This window comes from Sulfurimonas gotlandica GD1 (assembly GCF_000242915.1).
In the GTDB taxonomy this organism is placed as follows: domain Bacteria; phylum Campylobacterota; class Campylobacteria; order Campylobacterales; family Sulfurimonadaceae; genus Sulfurimonas; species Sulfurimonas gotlandica.
Genome location: NZ_AFRZ01000001.1, coordinates 2,295,163 through 2,314,215 on the forward strand (window position 1 = coordinate 2,295,163; position 19,053 = coordinate 2,314,215).

General features: G+C 33.0%; 24 protein-coding genes. All 24 read left to right on the forward strand.

Features of this window, described 5'->3' with window-relative positions:
• Window positions 1–115: 115 nt before the first annotated feature.
• The 24 genes from SMGD1_RS11270 to SMGD1_RS11385 all read left to right on the forward strand — a co-directional run bounded on the left by SMGD1_RS11270 (window position 116) and on the right by SMGD1_RS11385 (window position 19,045).
• A complete protein-coding gene (locus SMGD1_RS11270) occupies window positions 116–757 on the forward strand; it encodes a hypothetical protein (RefSeq protein ID WP_008339209.1) in 642 nt (213 codons plus the stop codon).
• 23 nt (window positions 758–780) lie between these two features.
• The gene (hypB, locus tag SMGD1_RS11275; protein ID WP_008339389.1) at window positions 781–1,593 is read left to right on the forward strand and encodes a hydrogenase nickel incorporation protein HypB; all 813 of its coding nucleotides are present in this window, start codon (window positions 781–783) and stop codon (window positions 1,591–1,593) included.
• Window positions 1,593–1,883: a HypC/HybG/HupF family hydrogenase formation chaperone gene (locus tag SMGD1_RS11280; RefSeq protein WP_008339266.1), complete on the forward strand. Its 291-nt coding sequence runs from the start codon at window positions 1,593–1,595 to the stop codon at window positions 1,881–1,883. Before hypB ends, SMGD1_RS11280 begins: the two co-directional genes overlap by 1 nt.
• Before the next feature lies 1 nt (window position 1,884).
• Entirely contained in the window at window positions 1,885–3,027 is a 1,143-nt protein-coding gene (gene hypD / locus SMGD1_RS11285; protein WP_008339395.1) for a hydrogenase formation protein HypD, read from the forward strand.
• Between the two features lie 31 nt (window positions 3,028–3,058).
• Entirely contained in the window at window positions 3,059–4,027 is a 969-nt protein-coding gene (locus SMGD1_RS11290) for a Fic family protein (RefSeq protein WP_008339324.1), read from the forward strand.
• A 1-nt stretch (window position 4,028) separates the two neighbouring features.
• On the forward strand, window positions 4,029–5,168 hold the full coding sequence (locus SMGD1_RS11295) for an McrC family protein (protein WP_008339227.1): 1,140 nt from the start codon (window positions 4,029–4,031) through the stop codon (window positions 5,166–5,168).
• Window positions 5,161–6,906, forward strand: coding sequence for an AAA family ATPase (locus SMGD1_RS11300; RefSeq protein WP_008339432.1), 1,746 nt, complete (start codon window positions 5,161–5,163; stop codon window positions 6,904–6,906). The genes SMGD1_RS11295 and SMGD1_RS11300 overlap by 8 nt, the downstream gene beginning before the upstream one ends.
• Window positions 6,899–7,129, forward strand: a complete 231-nt coding sequence (locus SMGD1_RS11305; RefSeq protein ID WP_008339424.1) for a VF530 family protein — start codon at window positions 6,899–6,901, stop codon at window positions 7,127–7,129. The genes SMGD1_RS11300 and SMGD1_RS11305 overlap by 8 nt, the downstream gene beginning before the upstream one ends.
• Window positions 7,126–7,617 (forward strand): SixA phosphatase family protein, encoded by a 492-nt coding sequence (locus tag SMGD1_RS11310; protein ID WP_008339220.1) that lies wholly within the window; start codon window positions 7,126–7,128, stop codon window positions 7,615–7,617. The genes SMGD1_RS11305 and SMGD1_RS11310 overlap by 4 nt, the downstream gene beginning before the upstream one ends.
• A complete protein-coding gene (locus SMGD1_RS11315) occupies window positions 7,614–8,633 on the forward strand; it encodes an aldo/keto reductase (RefSeq protein ID WP_008339506.1) in 1,020 nt (339 codons plus the stop codon). Before SMGD1_RS11310 ends, SMGD1_RS11315 begins: the two co-directional genes overlap by 4 nt.
• A gap of 13 nt (window positions 8,634–8,646) precedes the next feature.
• Complete coding sequence (hypE, locus tag SMGD1_RS11320; protein WP_008339297.1) at window positions 8,647–9,645, forward strand: hydrogenase expression/formation protein HypE; 999 nt, start codon at window positions 8,647–8,649, stop codon at window positions 9,643–9,645.
• A gap of 2 nt (window positions 9,646–9,647) precedes the next feature.
• Window positions 9,648–11,294: a hydrogenase maturation protein gene (locus SMGD1_RS11325; RefSeq protein ID WP_008339234.1), complete on the forward strand. Its 1,647-nt coding sequence runs from the start codon at window positions 9,648–9,650 to the stop codon at window positions 11,292–11,294.
• Window positions 11,287–11,628 (forward strand): hydrogenase maturation nickel metallochaperone HypA, encoded by a 342-nt coding sequence (gene hypA / locus SMGD1_RS11330; RefSeq protein WP_008339235.1) that lies wholly within the window; start codon window positions 11,287–11,289, stop codon window positions 11,626–11,628. The genes SMGD1_RS11325 and hypA overlap by 8 nt, the downstream gene beginning before the upstream one ends.
• Before the next feature lie 62 nt (window positions 11,629–11,690).
• Window positions 11,691–11,999, forward strand: a complete 309-nt coding sequence (gene rplU, locus SMGD1_RS11335; protein WP_008339555.1) for a 50S ribosomal protein L21 — start codon at window positions 11,691–11,693, stop codon at window positions 11,997–11,999.
• Between the two features lie 17 nt (window positions 12,000–12,016).
• Window positions 12,017–12,274 (forward strand): 50S ribosomal protein L27, encoded by a 258-nt coding sequence (gene rpmA, locus SMGD1_RS11340; RefSeq protein ID WP_008339515.1) that lies wholly within the window; start codon window positions 12,017–12,019, stop codon window positions 12,272–12,274.
• Window positions 12,275–12,423: 149 nt separating this feature from the next.
• On the forward strand, window positions 12,424–13,524 hold the full coding sequence (gene obgE / locus SMGD1_RS11345; RefSeq protein WP_008339246.1) for a GTPase ObgE: 1,101 nt from the start codon (window positions 12,424–12,426) through the stop codon (window positions 13,522–13,524).
• Between the two features lies 1 nt (window position 13,525).
• The gene (proB, locus tag SMGD1_RS11350; protein ID WP_008341381.1) at window positions 13,526–14,293 is read left to right on the forward strand and encodes a glutamate 5-kinase; all 768 of its coding nucleotides are present in this window, start codon (window positions 13,526–13,528) and stop codon (window positions 14,291–14,293) included.
• Window positions 14,294–15,202: a methionyl-tRNA formyltransferase gene (fmt, locus tag SMGD1_RS11355; RefSeq protein ID WP_008339581.1), complete on the forward strand. Its 909-nt coding sequence runs from the start codon at window positions 14,294–14,296 to the stop codon at window positions 15,200–15,202.
• Window positions 15,183–15,818 (forward strand): biotin--[acetyl-CoA-carboxylase] ligase, encoded by a 636-nt coding sequence (locus SMGD1_RS11360; protein ID WP_008339259.1) that lies wholly within the window; start codon window positions 15,183–15,185, stop codon window positions 15,816–15,818. The genes fmt and SMGD1_RS11360 overlap by 20 nt, the downstream gene beginning before the upstream one ends.
• Window positions 15,815–16,597 carry a ParA family protein gene (locus tag SMGD1_RS11365; RefSeq protein ID WP_008339212.1) on the forward strand — a complete coding sequence of 261 codons (783 nt, stop codon included), beginning with the start codon at window positions 15,815–15,817 and terminating at the stop codon, window positions 16,595–16,597. The genes SMGD1_RS11360 and SMGD1_RS11365 overlap by 4 nt, the downstream gene beginning before the upstream one ends.
• Complete coding sequence (locus tag SMGD1_RS11370) at window positions 16,594–17,439, forward strand: ParB/RepB/Spo0J family partition protein (RefSeq protein ID WP_394357052.1); 846 nt, start codon at window positions 16,594–16,596, stop codon at window positions 17,437–17,439. The genes SMGD1_RS11365 and SMGD1_RS11370 overlap by 4 nt, the downstream gene beginning before the upstream one ends.
• 124 nt (window positions 17,440–17,563) lie before the next feature.
• On the forward strand, window positions 17,564–17,986 hold the full coding sequence (locus SMGD1_RS11375; protein ID WP_008339375.1) for a FoF1 ATP synthase subunit B': 423 nt from the start codon (window positions 17,564–17,566) through the stop codon (window positions 17,984–17,986).
• Window positions 17,987–17,995: 9 nt separating this feature from the next.
• Window positions 17,996–18,511, forward strand: a complete 516-nt coding sequence (locus SMGD1_RS11380) for a F0F1 ATP synthase subunit B (RefSeq protein WP_008341382.1) — start codon at window positions 17,996–17,998, stop codon at window positions 18,509–18,511.
• A complete protein-coding gene (locus tag SMGD1_RS11385; protein ID WP_008339248.1) occupies window positions 18,512–19,045 on the forward strand; it encodes a F0F1 ATP synthase subunit delta in 534 nt (177 codons plus the stop codon).
• Window positions 19,046–19,053 lie beyond the last annotated feature (8 nt).

Sequence of the window (19,053 nt, forward strand, 5' to 3'; positions counted from 1 at the left end):
TAGATTTTAGCATAGTTTAGTCCCAAAAGTATATAAGAATCTCTTTAATTAACATTAGATTAAAATTAAAAAATGTAATATAATGAATACGTATTCATAAAAAGGAATTTTGCACATGGAAAATTTAGGATTACTTCTTATATTCTGGTATGGAATCTTACATGCATTTGGACCAGATCACCTAACAGCAATAGCAGATTTCTCTATTGGCAAGAGTAAAAAAAAGACTATGACTATTACAACTCTTTTTGCTATTGGTCATGGCTTGACACTTTTTATATTTGCAAAGATTTTAGATACTTACAATATCAGTGAGTCGATACTTGGGTATGGAGATATTATCTCTGCATCTGTAATATTGGCGATGGGTATTTATCTTCTATATATGGTTTTTAACGATCGTATTCAACTTAAGAAACATATTCACGACGGTAAAGAACATATTCATATCTGGTTTGGAAAAAATCATGAACATGATAACCGTGATACAGCTTCGGCATTTACTGTTGGAGCACTTATGGGAATCGGTGGAGTAAGAGGGATGCTTGTTACTCTTGGTATGGTCGAGGCAAACAGTGTTGATATGACAATGGTACTGGCATTTTCTCTTGGTGTTATGGTTATCTTCGTAGGTTTTGGTAGTGTGATATTGTATATCAATAAAAATCTATTAAACTCAAAACAAAATTTAAAAAGAGTATTTGCAACGGCTGGTGTAATATCAGTAGTTGTAGGCTCAAACATGCTTTTAGCATAGAAATAAAATTAAGGAATATAAATATGTGTAAAGATTGCGGTTGTAGTATAACAGATAGCGAGAGACACTCTCACGGGCATAGTCATTCTCACGGAGATGAAAAGCATACTCATGAACACTCTCATGGAAATTCTCACGAGCATCAAGATGCGCATCAGCATCTGCATGATAACCCACAGCTCAATGATCCAAAAACGATTTCGATTATTACAAAGATTTTAGATAAAAACGATCAAGAAGCTCATCACAACAGAGAACACTTTAACTCTCATAATGTACTGTGTATAAATCTCATGAGTAGCCCAGGAAGTGGAAAAACAGCTCTTCTTGAACACTTAGCTGATGTGGTTGACTTTGAGTTTGGAGTAGTCGAGGGAGATTTGGAGACTAGCAGAGATGCAGACAGACTAAAAGCTAAAGGCATTCAGGCTCACCAGATTCAAACAGGTTCGGCTTGTCACTTGGATGCATTTATGGTCCACAAAGCTCTTCACCATATGGACTTGGAAAATCTTGATGTATGTTTTGTAGAGAACGTTGGAAATCTTGTTTGTCCTGCATCTTATGATGTCGGAAGTCACTTAAACATAGTTCTTGTCTCAGTTCCTGAGGGTGAAGATAAGATTGCAAAATATCCTGTAATGTTTCGTCAAGCTGATTTGATTTTATTTACTAAAGTAGACCTTCTTCCATATTTTGAATATGACATAGAAAGAGAAAAAGCAGATGCGAGAAAGATCAAACCAAATGTTGACATAATAGAAGTCAGTACAAAAGATGAAGAGAGTTTGAAAAAAGTCGCACAGTGGATTAAATTTAAAATGGGGATGAGATAATGTGTTTATCAATACCCTCAAAAGTAGTAAAAATAGATAAAGAGCTAAACATGGCTACAGTTGATACTATGGGTGTTCAAAGAAATGCTAGTTTAGATTTAATGGCGGAAGATGATATAAAACTAGGTGATTATGTGCTTCTTCACATCGGCTTTATTATGAATAAAATTGATGAAGAAGATGCCCTTCTTAGCATTGAGACTTACAAAGAAATTATTGAGTTGATGAATGAAGAAGATAGGCAAATGGCAATCTTAGAGGACGACGAATGTCCAAATAGAGGTGCGTAAAATGGAACTAGAACTTAAAAACCTTTATGATGATTTTAGAGATGCAGACACTATAAAAGCATTTGCAAGAATCATCAAAGAAGATGCAAAAAAACTAAAGAACCCTATAAACATCATGGAAGTGTGCGGTGGTCATACTCACACTATTATGAAGTTCGGTATTCCTCAGCTTCTACCTGCCAACATTAAGTTCATTCATGGTCCTGGTTGTCCTGTTTGTATCATGCCAAAAGAGAGAATCGATCACGCTTATGTACTTAGTATGCAAGAGAATGTCATCTTGGTAACTCTAGGCGATATGATAAAAGTACCGGGAAGTAATGGAAGTCTTCAAGATGCAAGAAGCAAGGGTGCAGATGTACGATTTGTGTATTCTCCCTTAGAGTGTCTGAAAATTGCAAAAGAGAACCCAGATGCGAAGGTAATATTTTTTGCCATAGGTTTTGAGACTACAACGCCAATGACAGCTGCACTTCTAGATGCAGTTATAAAGCAAGATGTAAAAAACGTTTTCCTTCACATAAATCATGTAACAGTTCCAGAGGTTATGAAAGAGCTTATAGACTCTAGAGATATTCATGTAGATAGTTACAACAACAAGATAGATGCCTTCCTTGGGCCATCACATGTAAGCGTGATTAGCGGAAGTAAAATCTACGAAGAGTTCCCAAGAGACTATAACCGCCCAGTAGTTGTTACAGGTTTTGAACCTGTTGATGTTATGCAGGGAATAAGTATGATAGTCAAACAGTTCATCGAAGATAGATGCGAGCTTGAAATAGAGTACAAAAGACTTGTAACTTACGATGGAAACAAAAAAGCTCAAGAGCTGACAGAGAAGTTCTTTGAAAAAGGAGACCTTTTCAAGTGGAGAGGTTTAGGAAACATCCCCGATAGCGGACTAAAACTAAAAGCAGAATTTGCCCAGTATGACGCTGAAGTAATCTACAAAGAGATACTTCCACTACAAGAAATAGAAGACCATAAACTCTGCATCTGTGGAGATATTTTAAGAGGAATGGCAAGTCCTCCTGAATGTACAATATTTGGAACTGCATGTAAACCAACTTCTCCTATTGGAAGCTGTATGGTAAGTAGCGAAGGCGCTTGTGCCGCGTACTATAAGTACGGGAATCTGATATAATATATCATTAAAGACTGTAAGGTATGAAGTTATGAGTTATCAACCCCCTTTTACTATTACTTCCAAGATGCTAAATCTGGTTAGTGAGATAACTGAAGCTTTAACTAAAATAGAGAGTAATCAAAGCACTTCAATAACTCCATATCTTAGAAAAACAAACCGTATAAAAACATTGGCTGGAACTCTAGAAATAGAGGGGAATTTTTTAGGCGAAGAAAAAATCACAGCTATTTTAGACGGTAAAAGAGTTTTAGGATCTGTTCGCGAGTTAGCAGAAGTAGATGGGGCTATACAAGCCTATGAAAAGTTTGAAGAGTATAACCATAACTCTTTAGATGATTTACTTAAAGCACACGAAATCTTGATGAATGGCATCTTAACAACAGCAGGAAGTTTTAGAAGAGTTAATGTCGGGGTTGGAAGTGAAAGTGGTGTAAGCCATGTAGCACCACCGCATGAGAGAGTTCCAGAGTTGATGATAGACTTGTTTGAGTGGTTAAAAAACTCAGATGATCATCCTCTTATAAAAAGTAGTGTATTTCACTATGAGTTTGAGTTTATTCATCCATTTAGTGATGGTAACGGTCGCATCGGAAGACTTTGGCAGAGTGTGATTTTGTACAACTACAAAAGTATTTTTTCTTCTATCGCCACTGAAAGTATTGTAAGAGACTATCAAGATAGATATTACAAAGCCTTAGAAGATTCTGGAGAACTTGGAGAAAGTACCCCTTTTATAGAGTTTATGTTGGAAGTTATATTTGAGGCAATTGAAAAAGTCGGTAATAAAGTCGGTAATAAAGTCGGTAATGATTTAACTGAGAACCAGATGCAGATTATTCAAAACATGAAAGAGAATTCAAAAATATCAGCTAAAAAATTATCTGATATAGTAGGTATATCAACAAGAAAAATTGAAGAGAATATATCTAAGTTAAAAGAGATGAAAATTATAGATAGAGTTGGCGGTACTCGTGGGTATTGGGAAGTGTTAGTTTAAGATGCAAAATATAATATATGAATATACAGAAGTAAATGATAGTACTCTAAAATCTCATATAATAGATACTCCTGCACTACATGACTATTTCAAACTTGATTGGAATATTTTAAAATCACAACAATATTGTGGAATATTGAACTATGGAAGTACAAATTATTATCTACTGCCAAAAATAAGTAAAAAAGATGAAGAAACAAACCTGAATATTTTCATCTATATGCTTATGTACGCTTATGATATAAAATTAAAAAATGAAGATATAGCATCTTGTGCAAATGAAAAAAGTAATAATATTTTAGAGGTCTTTATACAGCTTTTTGCACAAAAGTTGTTTAAAGAGTTCCAAGCTGGAGTTTACAAAGAGTACATTACAGAACAAGATAATCTGAGAACTTTAAGAGGTAAGTACCTTATAAATGAAAATTTAAAATACAATTTTGTAAAAGATAAAATCTATTGTGAATACGACGAGTTTAGTATGAACAACACTCTCAACCAGTTCTTTTTATATGCTCTCAAAACTTTGCTTTTATACACAAAAAATAAAAAGCTTTTAAAACAGTGTGAGCTAATACTAGATGAAGTAGAATGCAAACACTTTGATATAAATAGTTTAAATATACATTTTAACAGATTAAATAACAGATTTAAAGATAGCTATGAGTTTGCAATTTTACTTTTGAGCAAATCAATTCCACTGTTTGAAAAAGATAAAAAAAGCTTTGCATTTTTGTTTGACATGAATATACTTTTTGAACGGTTTATTGGTAAAATGATTAAAGAAATAGAACCTAAGACAAAACTACAAAGTTACGATGTATATGGGGATTTGATTCTAAAGCCTGATATCATAATGAATAATTTAATAATTGACACAAAATATAAAAAGCTAAACTCAAAATCAGATATAAAAAGAGATGATAAATTTCAGATGTATGTTTATGGGAAGAATTACAATATAAATAATACGATGCTTTTGTATCCTAAGCATTTAGAAAGTTTTGATTATAGTTTGGTTTTAGGTAAAAATGATGATGGAGTTAATATGAAGATAAAGAGTATTGATTTGAATTACGATAGTGCATATACTGACTATCTGGATGAAATTAGAAATAGATTGGAGAATATAAATGGATAATGAAACTAAATTTAAAAAATGGCTAGAAGATAGAGTACAAACACAAGCACCCATTAATAGTTATCCTAAAGCAATACGAGAATTTATTCCTAATAAACTAAATGAATTAGGAGAGAGTAAATATGGAAATTTATTTTTATGTGATGACATTAATTATTTACAGCTAATATTAAAAAGGCTGAGAAGAGGAAAAGATTTATATGAATTTAATGTAGAGACACAAGCTCAATTACCAAGTGCTTCACTAAAAAAGTATATCGAGTTTTTACAATATAACAAATTGATTGATACTATTAAAGAATTTGATTTAAATCCACAAGACTTTCCTTTAAATAGTGCATATAGATTTTTTATAATAGAAGGAAATAATAATAAATACCCTATTAAAGCTATCTGTAAAAAGATATATAAAGATTTAGATTTAGATGTTGATTTCAGAACGAATGGAGCAATGTCAAAATTGCAACAAATTTTTACTTCAAGTAAAGTGTCATTTGTTGATATAAATAATAAAGTTATAGAAAGTCATCTTAAGATTAAGAATATTATACTCTATGGTGCTCCCGGAGTTGGTAAAACTCATAATTATCAAAATTTGATTTCTATGATAGAAGATGGAAAAAATCAAAGTGAGATATTTAGTACTATTTCACAAAATAATAAAGTTTATTTAGATAATGAGACTTTTGAAACAATAAAAAATGAAAAAAGAGTGGAGTTTGTAACTTTTCATCAAAGCTACTCTTATGAAGATTTTATAGAGGGTTTTAGACCAAATGAAAGTGGAAATATTGAACTTGAAGATGGAATATTTAAAAACTTATCTGACACAGCTAGAAAAAATTTAGAAGAAGCAAAAAAAGACAAGGAAATAATTAGTCAAGAAAAATTATTTAAAAAGAAAATAGAAGTATTTATTGAAAACCTAGAAGAAGAAATTGAAAAAGATGGGTATTATTCAATAACAGATGCAGCATATTTAACAAGTGCAGATATTGATGCATTTAGATATAACATAAGAAGAGAAAACCCTACATATAAATATGATTTGAGAATGAAATTTGAAGATTTATATAAATTTTATGAAAATAATATAAAATCAAGAAAAGATATAAAATCATTAGAAGGTATTAATCCTTTAGCAAATCAACATGCTAGTTATTTTTTAAAGGTATATGATAAAATTAAAGATATAAATATAGATGTAGAAAATAATATTGAAAAAATTGAGCAAAAAAACTACTACCTAGTAATAGACGAAATAAACAGAGGAAACATATCTAAAATCTTTGGAGAACTAATTACACTTATAGAAGAAGATAAAAGAGATATTTACGAAGTAACTCTTCCATACTCAAAAGAGAAGTTTAAAGTACCTTCAAACCTTTACATCATCGCAACTATGAACTCAACAGATAAATCCATAGCTACGATAGACATAGCACTTAGACGAAGATTTACATTTTTAAAGATGCAACCAAACCAAGACCTTATAAACTACCCAGATGCGAAAAAACTTTTTAATGAGTTAAACATTTTTATAGAAGAAAAGCTTAGTGAAGATTATAAACTAGGGCATAGTTATTTTATGAAAGTTGAGAATAAAGAAGACTTAGAGTTTGTTAAAGAGTATAAAATTAAACCACTTTTAGAAGAGTATTTTTATGCAGATGAAGATAATTATAAAAAAGCTATAGAAATTTTAAATAAAAACGAAACAAAGGCAGAAAATGAGTGAAGAAGAAAAAAATAAAAACAATCCACTGCACGGTATTAAGTTACAAGATATTTTAGAGGCTCTTGTTAAACATTATGGTTGGAAGAAATTAGGACAGCGTATAGACATTAGATGCTTCCTGTTTGACCCAACAGTTAATTCAAGTTTGAAGTTCCTTAGAAAGACTCCTTGGGCTAGAACAAAGGTTGAAGAGTTGTACCTTGAAATGGTAAGTAAAAAATGAAGAGACTGTTTGTTATTAGACACGCTAAGTCAAGCTGGAAAGATATGACGCTAAGTGACTTTAACAGACCTCTAAACAAAAGAGGTAGTGCAGATGCTCCTTTGATGGGAAAGCGATTAAAAGAGAGAGATGTTATGCCTGATATCATCCTCTCAAGCCCTGCACAAAGAGCTAAAACTACAGCAGAGATAATTGCAAGTAAAGTGAATTATTCTAAAGAAATTGTATTTAACGATGATATATATGCATCTACGGAGATGAGTCTTCACAAAATCATAAAAAATACAAATGATAAACATAAAACACTCTTCCTTTTTGGACATAATCCAGATTTAAATATGTTTGTAGAAGAGTACGTAGACTTCGATGAAAACATAGTTACATGTGGAGTTGTAGAGATAGAATTTGATTGCAAAAGTTGGAAAGATATCAGTAGAAAAAAAGCAAAGTTAATCTCATTTGATTATCCGAAAAAGGAGCAGAAATGAACTATAGATACATAGGAAAAACAGGGCTTAGAGTTACACCGATCTGTTTGGGAACTATGGGCTTTGGAAGCTGGAGTGATGAGCATGAATCTTTTAAAATCATGAATAAAGCTTATGAAAGAGGTATAAACTTTTTCGACACCGCAGAACTTTATCCTGTTCCACCAAAAGAGGTTTATGCCGGTGAGACAGAGATTATCATTGGCAGGTGGTTAAAGAACAAAAAAAGAGATAGCATTATCCTCACTTCAAAAGTTGCTGGTGCTGCAAATGGCTGGTTTGTGCCTCCTGTTCGTCACGGTTTTACTGCTGTGGATAAGTTCCATATCAAAAGAGCAATAGAGGGAAGTCTAAAAAGACTTCAAACTGACTACATAGACCTATATCAGATGCACTGGCCAGATACTGTAGTTCCTATAGAAGAGTCACTTAGAGCTTTTGAAGAGCTAGTTGACGAAGGAAAAGTAAGATATCTTGGAACTTCAAACGATAGTGCCTATGGTCTTACAAAAGCAAATGAGACTTCTAAGAGACTTGGCATCTCAAGATTTGAATCTATTCAAAACAACTTCTCTTTAAACAATCCAAGATTTTTAGATGAACTAGCTCATGTATGTGAGAAAGAGCAGATTTCACTTCTTCCATATTCACCTATTGGCGGTGGAGTTTTAAGTGGTAAGTACAATGGAAAGTTTTATCCTGATAATGCCAGATTTTCAGAGTACTTAAAAAATGAGAATCCTCGCATCAAGGCTCAAGGTACAAGATTTGTAAATGAAAAAACATTGGCTGCAACTGCTAAGTATGTAGAGATGGCAAAGAGACTTGAAATATCTCCAGTTACTTTAGCTGTAGCGTACTCAAAACAGTTTAAGTTTGTAGCATCTACTATAGTTGGGGCAAGAACGACAGCTCAACTTGATGATTCATTTGCGGCTATGGATTTAGAGCTTAGTGATGAAGTGATGCAAGAGATAAAAATGATACAAGAAAATATTATGTATCCAATGGGATAATAGGAAGATTATAATGACAAAAACAATTACATTAGCTCAAGGTAACGGCGGGCAAGAAAACAACGAACTTATTTCAAAAGTATTTTATAAAGCATTTGCAAACGAGATTTTAGAAAAAAGCGAAGATGCTGCAATTATACATGGTGGTGAACTAGCGTTCTCTACTGATAGTTTTACGGTAAGTCCACTGTTCTTCCCAGGAGCTGACATAGGTAAACTAGCTGTGTGTGGAACTTGTAATGATCTTGCTATGATGGGTGCAAAGCCAAAATACCTGACTTGTAGTGTTATTATAGAGGAAGGTTTTCCTGTAAGAGACTTAGAAAAGATAGTACGCAGTATGAAAAAAGAGCTTGAAGTAAATGGTGCTATTGTTGTAAGTGGTGACACTAAAGTAGTTCCTCGCGGCAGTGTAGATAAGATTTTCATAAATACTACAGGTATTGGAGAAGTTCTTAAAAAAGGCATCAGCTCAAACAACATAACTAAAGATGATTTAATACTTGTTAATCGTGACATCGGTTGTCACGGTGCTACTATATTTGCTGCTCGCGAAGATATAGATATGAGTAGTTCATTAGAGAGTGACTGTGCTTCTCTTTACCCACAAGTAAAAGCTCTTCTAGACGCAGACATAAAGATAACTGCTCTTAGAGATGCAACAAGAGGTGGAGTAAGTGCCGTACTAAATGAATGGTCAAAACAGTCAAATATCTGTATAGAAGTAGAAGAAGAGAAGATTCCTGTAAGTGATGAAGTAAACGGCATCTGTGAGATGCTAGGTTTTGAAGCGGCAGCTCTCGCAAACGAAGGAACTTTTGTTCTGGCTATTAACAAAGAAGATGCCCACAGAGCGGTAGAGATACTAAAAACATTTGAGAATAATTCTCACGCAACGATAATCGGTAAGGTTACAGATGCTCACTTGCAAAAAGTAATACTCAACAGTAGCTGGGGTACAAAAAGATTTTTAGATACTCCAAGCGGTGAACTACTCCCTCGTATCTGCTAAATATGAAAATACTTCTAATTATCTCTAGTTTTAACTCTCTTTCTCAGAGAGTATTTTGTGAACTTCAAGATATGGGACACACAGTCTCAGTACAGTTTCCTATAAGTGACAAAGAGATGTTAGATGCAGTAGATAGTTTTAAGCCTGATATTATCTTTTCTCCCTTTTTAAAAAAGTTTATTCCCAAAGAGATTTTTCAAAATACTCCGACTTTCATTTTGCATCCTGGCATCCGAGGTGACAGAGGTCACAACGCACTTGATCATGCCATACGAGATAAAAAGGAAGAATGGGGTGTAGTTATACTCAAAGCAAATGAAGAGTTTGACGGTGGTGAAATATATAGCGAAGTACGTTTTAAGATGAGAGATGCATCTAAGGCGTCTATATATAGAACAGAAGTAGCAGATGCAACACTAAAAGCTATGAAAGAACTCTTTGTAAACTTAGAAGATAAAGCTTTTAAACCGACTCCACAACTCCAAGCTCCGATGCATAAATACTTAACACAAGAAGATAGAGCTATAAACTGGGAAAAAGACACAACAAAAGAGATAATAAGAAAAGTAAGATTTAGTGACAGCTATCCGGGTGTAAAGGATGAGTTTTTTGGCGCCGAGTGTTATCTCTTTGGAGTTTGGGAAGAAGATAAACTAAAAGGCAAGCCAAAAGAGGTTCTTGCTAAAAGGGATGGCGCTATCTGTGTAGGTACTATAGATGGGGCAGTATGGATAAGCCACCTCATAGAAGATGGAAAGTTCAAGCTTCAAAGTACTTATGTTTTAAAGGAAAAAATAAAAGGTGTTAAAGAACTTCGTCTTCCTCTTATCTTTGATATGACATATAAAACATTTTACGAGATCGGTTCGCATAGAGACGGTGATGTAGCATATCTGTGTTTTAACTTTCATAACGGTGCGATGACTTCTGAGCAATGCATTAGACTAAAGTATGCATTTGATTATATAAAAGAGAGCGCTAAAGTTGTTGTACTTATTGGCGCTGAGGAATTCTTCTCAAATGGCATCCATCTAAACATACTAGAAGACTCAAAGAAGCAGGGTGAAGACGGCTGGAGTAATATCAACGCTATGAATGATGTAGTCAAGTCTATTATATTTTCTGATGAAATTATTACAGTTTCATCTCTACATAAAAATGCAGGTGCAGGCGGAGTCTTTTTGGCTCTTGCCTGTGACTACGTTGTAGCATCTGAGTCTACAGTGCTAAATCCCCACTATAAGACTTTGGGTCTTAGTGGAAGTGAATACCATACTTACAGTCTTCCAAAAAGAGTAGGGGAAGAAAAAGCAAATGAATTACTGGAGAAATGTCTGCCAATAAGTGCCAACAAAGCAAAAGATATAAAGATGATTGATGAAGTCTTTGCTAAAGAGAATTATTTTGATGATTTGAGAAAGTTTGCAGCATCTTTACTAGAAAATGAAGATAGTTATGATGACTTTATATATGAAAAGCAAGATTATTTAGAAGATAACAAAGAGTATATAAATAAATGTAAAGAGCAAGAGCTTAAAGTCATGCATCCAGAATTCTGGGATGAGGCAAGTGAGTTCCATGCTTTAAGACATGAGTTTGTGTATAAAGTATGTCCAATTAAAACACCAGAGAGGTTAAGAGATGCATGAATATAGTATAGTCCAGTCATTGTTAGATAGTTGTGAAGAAAATGCAAGAGCAAATAATGCTTCTAGAGTGCTAAAAGTAGTTATAAAGATAGGTGTTATGAGTGGAGTTGAACCAGATCTTTTAAAAACAGCATTTGATACCTTTAAAGAAAAAACTATATGCGAAGAAGCTGAGTTTATCATTAATATACAGAAGGTTGTTATTTATTGTAACAATTGTGAAAAAGAGTCAACACTTGCCGAATTAGAGTACTGTTGTCCTCATTGTGAGAGTGTAGATTTGAAAATAATTGATGGTGAAGATATGTACTTAATGCAATTGGAACTTGATTAAATAAAACTTAAAGCTTGATTGGGTATAATTCCGCACTTTTATAAATATTCAAGGAATTGTACATGTACGCAATTATCAAAAACGGTGGCAAGCAGTATAAAGTTCAAGAGGGTGATATTTTATTACTAGATAAAATGTCTCTTGAGCCAAAAGCTACTATCGAGATTACAGAAGTTCTTGCAGTAAATGCTGGTGAACTTAAAATGGGAGCTCCATTCGTAGATGGTGCTATAGTTACTGCTGAAGTAATTAATGAAGGTCGTGACAAAAAAGTTATTATCTTCAAAAAACGTCGTCGTAAAGACAGTAAAGTTAAAAGAGGTTTCAGAAGAGACTTCACTCGTGTTCGTATCACGAAAATAACTGCATAATTAAGTAGGAGATTCAGATGGCACATAAGAAAGGTCAAGGTAGTACACAGAATAATCGTGACTCAGCTGGTAGAAGACTGGGTGTTAAGAAGTATGGTGGTGAGGCAGTAATACCTGGTAACATCATTATTCGTCAAAGAGGAACTAAGATTCACCCGGGTAAAAATGTTGGTATGGGAAAAGATCATACTATATTTGCACTAGTTGAAGGTGTTGTTAAATTCGAAAGAAAAGACAAAAAACGTCAACAAGTTTCAATCGTACCTGCTGCATAATTCCACTAATATTTGAGCTTCGGCTCAAATATTTCTACATTCAACAAACTTAGGTTTAACACCTAAACAATTTAAATATTTAACAATTTACTCTTTTTAAGCTCAAGTGAATTTTTAAGTATTAAGAAGTATAAAACCAAGGAAAACAAATGTTTACAGATAGTGTCGAATTAACAGTCTCATCAGGAAAAGGTGGACAAGGGTGTGTATCATTTCGTCGTGAAAAGTTTGTACTTAACGGTGGTCCTAATGGTGGAGACGGTGGAAAAGGTGGCGATATTTGGTTCAAATGTGATAACAATACACACACACTTTCTCATTTCCAAAGAAAAATGCACATAAAAGCAGAAGGTGGCGTTCAAGGCGAAGGTTCTCGTATGACGGGTAAATCTGGTGCGAAAAAAGTTATTATCGTTCCTCCTGGAACTCAGATTATAGATATGGAAACTGGTGAAGTTCTTTTTGACATGCTTGTAGATGGACAAGAAGAGAAGTTTATAGAGGGTGGAAAAGGTGGACTTGGAAATACTCACTTTAAATCACCTACAAATCAAAGACCTACTTATGCTCAACCTGGTGAACAGGGTGAAACAAGAGCTATTAAACTAGATCTTAAACTTATTGCTGATATTGGATTAGTCGGTTTTCCAAATGTTGGAAAGTCTACTCTAATCTCTACAGTTTCAAATGCTCGTCCGGAGATTGCAAACTATGAGTTTACTACACTTACTCCTAAACTAGGTCAAGTAAATATAGGTGACTTCGAATCATTCGTAATGGCAGATATTCCTGGTATTATTGGTGGAGCACATGAAGGTAAAGGTCTTGGAATTCAGTTTTTAAGACATATTGAAAGAACTAAAACTCTTTTATATATGGTAGATTTAGCTTCATATAGAGATCTTAAAGAGCAGATTGATACATTAAAAGATGAGATATCTTCTTTTTCAGAGAATTTGGGAAATAATAAGTATGCTATTGCTCTAACACGTGTTGATATAGTTCCACCTGAAGAGGTAAATGATTTAGTAAATGGTTTCTTAGATCTTCTTGGTCTTGAAGCAAACAAAGGCAGTGAGTTTGATTTTGATTCAGCTATGCCATACTATATTCAAGATTCTGCAGATGAAACATTAGGCTATGACAGAACAAAACCTTACTTAGTTGCACCAATATCTTCAGCTACTAATAAAAATATAGAAGCATTGAAATATGCACTATTTAATCTAGTTCAAACTGGCAGAGAATAAAATGAAAAGGGTTGTTGTTAAAGTTGGTAGTGCTGTTTTAACGCAAGATGATTCTATTGCAGTAGAACGCATGGAAGCTTTGGTTGATTTTTTAGCAGAATTGAAAAAAAGTAATGAAGTTATATTAGTATCTTCAGGTGCAGTTGCAGCTGGATATACAAAACTACAACTAGATCGTGATGTACTAAAAAATAAGCAAGCACTAGCATCTATAGGTCAGCCAATTCTTATGCATAAGTATTCCAAAAAATTTTCTAACTATGACATAATCACTTCCCAAGTTTTAGTAACAGCAGCAAACTTCAAAAAAGATGGAGATATTAAAAGAATCAAAGATACAGTTGATACTCTTTTAGTAAATGGTGTAATACCAATCATAAATGAAAATGATGCAACAGCAACAGAAGAGCTAGTAGTTGGTGATAATGATCAACTATCTGCGTACATAACTAAACATACAGATGCCGATATATTGATAATACTATCAGATATAGACGCTTACTATGATGATGATCCTCATAAAAACAAAGATGCTAAGGTACTTAAAATTGTCAATAACATTGATAAGTGTGCCTTGGAAAAAGAGGCGACTCCTCACGGTAATTTTGCTACAGGTGGAATAGTTACAAAACTAAAAGCTGCTTCATATCTTTTAGAGCATGGTATAGATATGTTCTTAGCAAGTGGTTTTGACTTGAGTGATGCTAAAAGTTACATGATATATAAAGATCATGATGGCGGAACACTCTTTACGAAGACAAATATCTAGATGCGTATTATTTTTATGGGCACGCCTGATTATGCTGAGGCAATATTAGAGCGTATTATTAATACAGCCGACATGGAAGTAGTTGCTGTTTATACTCAACCAGACAAACCTGTTGGTAGAAAAAAAGTTATTACTCCTCCTGTTGTTAAGACTTTAGCTCAAAAACACGGGATAGCTGTTTATCAACCAAATAGGCTTAGAGATAGTGAAACAGTAGAAGAACTTTTAAAAATAGAAGTAGATTATATAGTAGTTGCAGCTTATGGACAAATACTTCCATTAGAGATTTTACAACACGCTCCATGTATAAACCTTCATGCTTCTATTCTTCCTCAGTATAGAGGTGCAAGCCCAATTCAGCAAACTCTTCTTAATGGTGATAAAAAAACAGGTGTTACAGCGATGTTAATGGATGTTGGTTTAGATACTGGTGATATATTAAAGATAGATGAAATAGATGTTAGTGATGATGAAATGGTAGAGACACTTTTTGATAGACTAACAACTACAGCATCTGAGTTAACTATAGATATACTTAAAAATTTTAACTCTTATGAGCCTGTTAAGCAAGATGAGTCACTTGCTACTCACTGTGCAAAGATAAGCAAACACGATGGTGAAGTTAGTTTTACAGATGCTACAGAGCTTTATAATAAATACCGTGCATTTACTCCATGGCCGGCAATATATTTAGAAAGTGGACTTAAACTAAAGAGTATAAAGCTTGAAGAAAAAATATCTAATAATGAAAATGGAAAAATACTTCTTATAGATAAAGATTCAATAGTTGTTGGATGCGAAAAGGGAAGTATAAGAATATTCAAAATTCAGCCAGCATCAAAAAAAGAGATGGATATTCTTTCATACATCAATGGTAAAAGATTGACTCTTGCAGACACTATATCTTAAAGAGATAGGTTCAACCCAAAACTATTTAAAAGATCTTATTAAAGCTAAAAAGATAAACCTTCCATTTGCAGTTGTTGCAGATGCTCAAACAAACGGAATAGGCAGCAGAGAAAACATCTGGAACTCGTTAGAGGGAAATCTATTTTTATCATTTGCAATAGAGTTGAAAAACTTACCAAAAGATTTAAAACTTGAATCAGCATCTATATATTTTGCTTATTTATTAAAAAATACACTTAAGAGTTTAAATTCAGAAGTTTGGTTGAAATGGCCTAATGATTTTTATATAAAAGATAAAAAAATTGGTGGAATGATTACAAACATTGTAGGTAATGCGCTTATTTGCGGAGTGGGTTTAAACTTAGTTACACAACCTGATGGATTTTCAAAGTTAGACATAGAAATTACTAAAGAAGATTTACTAAAACTATATTTCACTAATATAGAAAAAAAAATCTCATGGAAGCAAGTTTTTAGTAAATATGAGTTAGAATTCCATAAGAACAAAAACTTTTTTACACATAATAATAGTTTAAGAATTCCATTGGAAGATGTAACGCTTCAGAGTGATGGCTCGATTGTACGCAACGGCGAAAGGATATATAGTCTAAGATGAGTGAAGTAATAGTAATTGCAAATCAAAAGGGTGGTGTTGGTAAAACAACTACTGCTGTAAACTTAGCTGCATCACTGGCTGTAGCAGAGAAAAAAGTGCTTTTGATAGATGCAGATCCTCAGGCTAATGCTACTACGTCTTTAGGTTTTCACCGTAATGATTATGAGTTTAATATCTACCATGTATTGATTGGTACTAAAAAGTTAAAAGACATAATTTTAAAATCAGATTTACCGACACTTCATCTAGCTCCTTCAAATATTGGTCTTGTTGGAATTGAAAAAGAGTACTATGATAATAATAATAAAGATGGGCGTGAGCTTGTATTAAAAAGAGCTATAGCAAATGTTCAAAAAGATTATGACTATATCATTATTGATTCACCTCCGGCACTAGGACCGATGACAATCAATGCTTTATCAGCATCTAACTCAGTGATTATCCCTATACAATGTGAATTTTTTGCACTTGAAGGTCTTGCACAACTTTTAAATACAGTTAAGCTTGTAAGAAAGTCTATTAATCCAAGTCTTAGTATAAAAGGTTTTTTGCCAACTATGTTTAGTTCTCAGAATAATTTGTCAAAACAGGTTTTTGCTGACTTATCTCAACACTTTAACGGTAAACTCTTTAAAGATCAAAAAAACAAATATATAGTAGTTCCAAGAAATGTAAAATTAGCTGAGGCTCCATCTTTTGGAAAACCTGCAATTTTATATGATGTAAAATCCGTAGGCTCTATAGCTTACCAAAATTTAGCACAAACGATAATTGCATAATGAAATCTCAAAAACTCGGCCGTGGATTAGACGCTCTTTTAGGTGAAATAGATGAAGCCTATGAAAATGAAGGTTCATCAAGAGATGAAGTTATGGAATTGCCTCTTAAAGATATCAGACCAAATCCATATCAGCCAAGAAAGCAGTTTGATGAAAATTCTCTTTTAGAACTTGGTGAATCTATCAAAAATGATGGCCTTCTTCAGCCTATTATTGTTACTCAAGATTTTGATGGATATGTGTTAATAGCAGGCGAGAGAAGACTTCGTGCATCTAAGTTAGTAAAACTAAAAACAATTCGTGCAATACTTATTCACTCTGATGAGAATAAAATGAGACAGTTTGCACTTATTGAAAATATTCAAAGAGATGAGTTAAATGCAATTGAACTGGCAGAAGCTTATAGTGAATTAATTAAGATGTATGATGTGACACAAGAAGAACTTGCAAATAAAATACATAAAAGCAGAACGCACATTACTAATACTATCAGACTATTACAATTATCCCCTAAAACACAAAAAGCTTTAGTTGAGAAAAAAATTACAGCTGGACATGCAAAAGTTTTAATCGGACTTGATGAAAAACAACAACAACTTATGGTTAACTCGATTATTGGTCAAAAACTTAGCGTAAGAGAAGTTGAGGGAATTATTAAAAACATGAAAGAAGAAAAAAACTCTTCCGAGCCTAAAAATAATTTCGTTGAGTATGATTTCTCTGATATTAAAGAAAGATTTGATTTTCTTGGGTTTAAAGCCAAAGCTTCTAAAAATAAATTGACTATAGAGTTTGACAATGAAAGTCAAATTAGTGATTTTTTAAAGTATATCTCAAAATAGTGATAAAAGACTGTGTACATTCAGCATAGTTTATATAAATTATAAAATTCTTTAAAATTCTTTCATCGTTTAACTATCCTTTCAATTTTCTCATAGTATAATCACGCAACTTTTAGGAGGTGCTATGTTAGATATAAATCCGATACTACTTTTAGCTACATTTGTTGTATTTCTTTCACTAATTGCCGTTCTAAACAGTTGGCTTTATAATCCTTTATTTAGTTTTATGAATAAAAGAAATGATGACATCAAAAAGGACCTACAAAAAGTAGGTAATAATGATGATGAAATCAACGAACTTAATTCAAAAGCTCAATCAATAATTACAAATGCTAAGCTGGAAGCTGCGGCCCTAAGAGAGAAAGTTATACAAGATGCTAAAGAGTTAGCAGATAGTAAGTTAGAAGCGAAGCGTGCTGAATTAGCTAGCCAATATTTAGAATTTGAGCAATCACTTGCTCAATCTAAAGAACAGTTAACAAGTGACATTATGTCACAGGTTCCACTGTTTAAAGAAGCTGTTAAAGCTAAATTTAGTCAAATATAAGGATGTGGTGTGAGTAGAATTTTACTATTAATTATAATGATATCAACTTATGCATTAGCATCTAGTGGTGCAGAGGGCGGAGGAACAGACATTATCCAAAGAACGGTAAACTTTTTACTATTTTTTGGTCTTGTTTGGTACCTTGTTGCTGAACCTGCTAAAAACTATTTTGCTGCGAGAAGTCAGGGAATTGCTGATGAGTTGCAAAAAGTACAAGATAAGTTAAGTGAGTCTGTTTCTCTTAAAAAAGAGGCGCTAACTAAAATTTCTGATGCTGAAAAGTTTGCAGAAGAGTTAGTAACTGTTTCAAAAAGAGAAAACAAAATCATAAATGACAACATCATGCTTCAATGTGAAGCAGACTTAGAAACAATTACTAAGCAAAATACTTCATTGATGGAGTTTGAACAAAGAAAAATGGTTCGAACTGTTGTTCAGGATGTATTAAGTGAAGTATTAAGTCAAAGTAGTGATAGTTTTGATAAAGAAGCTATGGCTAGTGTTATCTTAAAGAAGGTGGCATAGATGGAAGAATTAATTGCAAAAAGATATATCAAAGCTCTAAAACAGGGTTCTGATGCACAGACAATGCAAAATATGACTGTAGTCTTTTCAGCATTGGCCCAATCATTTAAAGATGCAAAATTTATCCAAATTATTGACAATCCAAATGTAACTAAAGAAGAAAAATTAGAAATTATTTTAGCAGCAGTTAAACCTGCTAAGTCTGAAACTATTGATTCTTTAGTGAAAATACTTGTAGAGAAAAAACGTCTATTTATCATTCCTGCGCTTGCTGAAGCTATGAGAAAAGACATGGTTAATACAAGTAAAACTTATAGCGGTGTTGTTTATAGTGATAGTGATATAGATGCCAAAGTTATAGAAGACTTAAGTAGTGGTTTGAGTAAAAAATTTGATTCAAATATTTCATTAGAATTTATTAAAGACAACTTTAATGGTATTAAAGTGGATGTAGAAGATCTTGGCATAGAGATTAATTTTTCTAAAACAAGAATTAATAATCAAATTATAGAACATATAGTAAAAGCAATTTAAGTTCATGA

What these genes read in the sequence shown, in the direction of transcription:
- rplU (WP_008339555.1), top strand. Translation starts at nt 11,691, where the DNA reads ATGTACGCAATTATCAAAAACGGTGGCAAGCAGTATAAAGTTCAAGAG.
- hypB (WP_008339389.1), top strand. Translation starts at nt 781, where the DNA reads ATGTGTAAAGATTGCGGTTGTAGTATAACAGATAGCGAGAGACACTCT.
- hypE (WP_008339297.1), top strand. Translation starts at nt 8,647, where the DNA reads ATGACAAAAACAATTACATTAGCTCAAGGTAACGGCGGGCAAGAAAAC.
- SMGD1_RS11310 (WP_008339220.1), top strand. Translation starts at nt 7,126, where the DNA reads ATGAAGAGACTGTTTGTTATTAGACACGCTAAGTCAAGCTGGAAAGAT.
- SMGD1_RS11280 (WP_008339266.1), top strand. Translation starts at nt 1,593, where the DNA reads ATGTGTTTATCAATACCCTCAAAAGTAGTAAAAATAGATAAAGAGCTA.
- SMGD1_RS11325 (WP_008339234.1), top strand. Translation starts at nt 9,648, where the DNA reads ATGAAAATACTTCTAATTATCTCTAGTTTTAACTCTCTTTCTCAGAGA.
- SMGD1_RS11290 (WP_008339324.1), top strand. Translation starts at nt 3,059, where the DNA reads ATGAGTTATCAACCCCCTTTTACTATTACTTCCAAGATGCTAAATCTG.
- SMGD1_RS11300 (WP_008339432.1), top strand. Translation starts at nt 5,161, where the DNA reads ATGGATAATGAAACTAAATTTAAAAAATGGCTAGAAGATAGAGTACAA.
- proB (WP_008341381.1), top strand. Translation starts at nt 13,526, where the DNA reads ATGAAAAGGGTTGTTGTTAAAGTTGGTAGTGCTGTTTTAACGCAAGAT.
- obgE (WP_008339246.1), top strand. Translation starts at nt 12,424, where the DNA reads ATGTTTACAGATAGTGTCGAATTAACAGTCTCATCAGGAAAAGGTGGA.
- SMGD1_RS11365 (WP_008339212.1), top strand. Translation starts at nt 15,815, where the DNA reads ATGAGTGAAGTAATAGTAATTGCAAATCAAAAGGGTGGTGTTGGTAAA.
- fmt (WP_008339581.1), top strand. Translation starts at nt 14,294, where the DNA reads ATGCGTATTATTTTTATGGGCACGCCTGATTATGCTGAGGCAATATTA.
- hypA (WP_008339235.1), top strand. Translation starts at nt 11,287, where the DNA reads ATGCATGAATATAGTATAGTCCAGTCATTGTTAGATAGTTGTGAAGAA.
- hypD (WP_008339395.1), top strand. Translation starts at nt 1,885, where the DNA reads ATGGAACTAGAACTTAAAAACCTTTATGATGATTTTAGAGATGCAGAC.
- SMGD1_RS11375 (WP_008339375.1), top strand. Translation starts at nt 17,564, where the DNA reads ATGTTAGATATAAATCCGATACTACTTTTAGCTACATTTGTTGTATTT.
- SMGD1_RS11305 (WP_008339424.1), top strand. Translation starts at nt 6,899, where the DNA reads ATGAGTGAAGAAGAAAAAAATAAAAACAATCCACTGCACGGTATTAAG.
- SMGD1_RS11270 (WP_008339209.1), top strand. Translation starts at nt 116, where the DNA reads ATGGAAAATTTAGGATTACTTCTTATATTCTGGTATGGAATCTTACAT.
- SMGD1_RS11315 (WP_008339506.1), top strand. Translation starts at nt 7,614, where the DNA reads ATGAACTATAGATACATAGGAAAAACAGGGCTTAGAGTTACACCGATC.
- rpmA (WP_008339515.1), top strand. Translation starts at nt 12,017, where the DNA reads ATGGCACATAAGAAAGGTCAAGGTAGTACACAGAATAATCGTGACTCA.
- SMGD1_RS11295 (WP_008339227.1), top strand. Translation starts at nt 4,029, where the DNA reads ATGCAAAATATAATATATGAATATACAGAAGTAAATGATAGTACTCTA.
- SMGD1_RS11385 (WP_008339248.1), top strand. Translation starts at nt 18,512, where the DNA reads ATGGAAGAATTAATTGCAAAAAGATATATCAAAGCTCTAAAACAGGGT.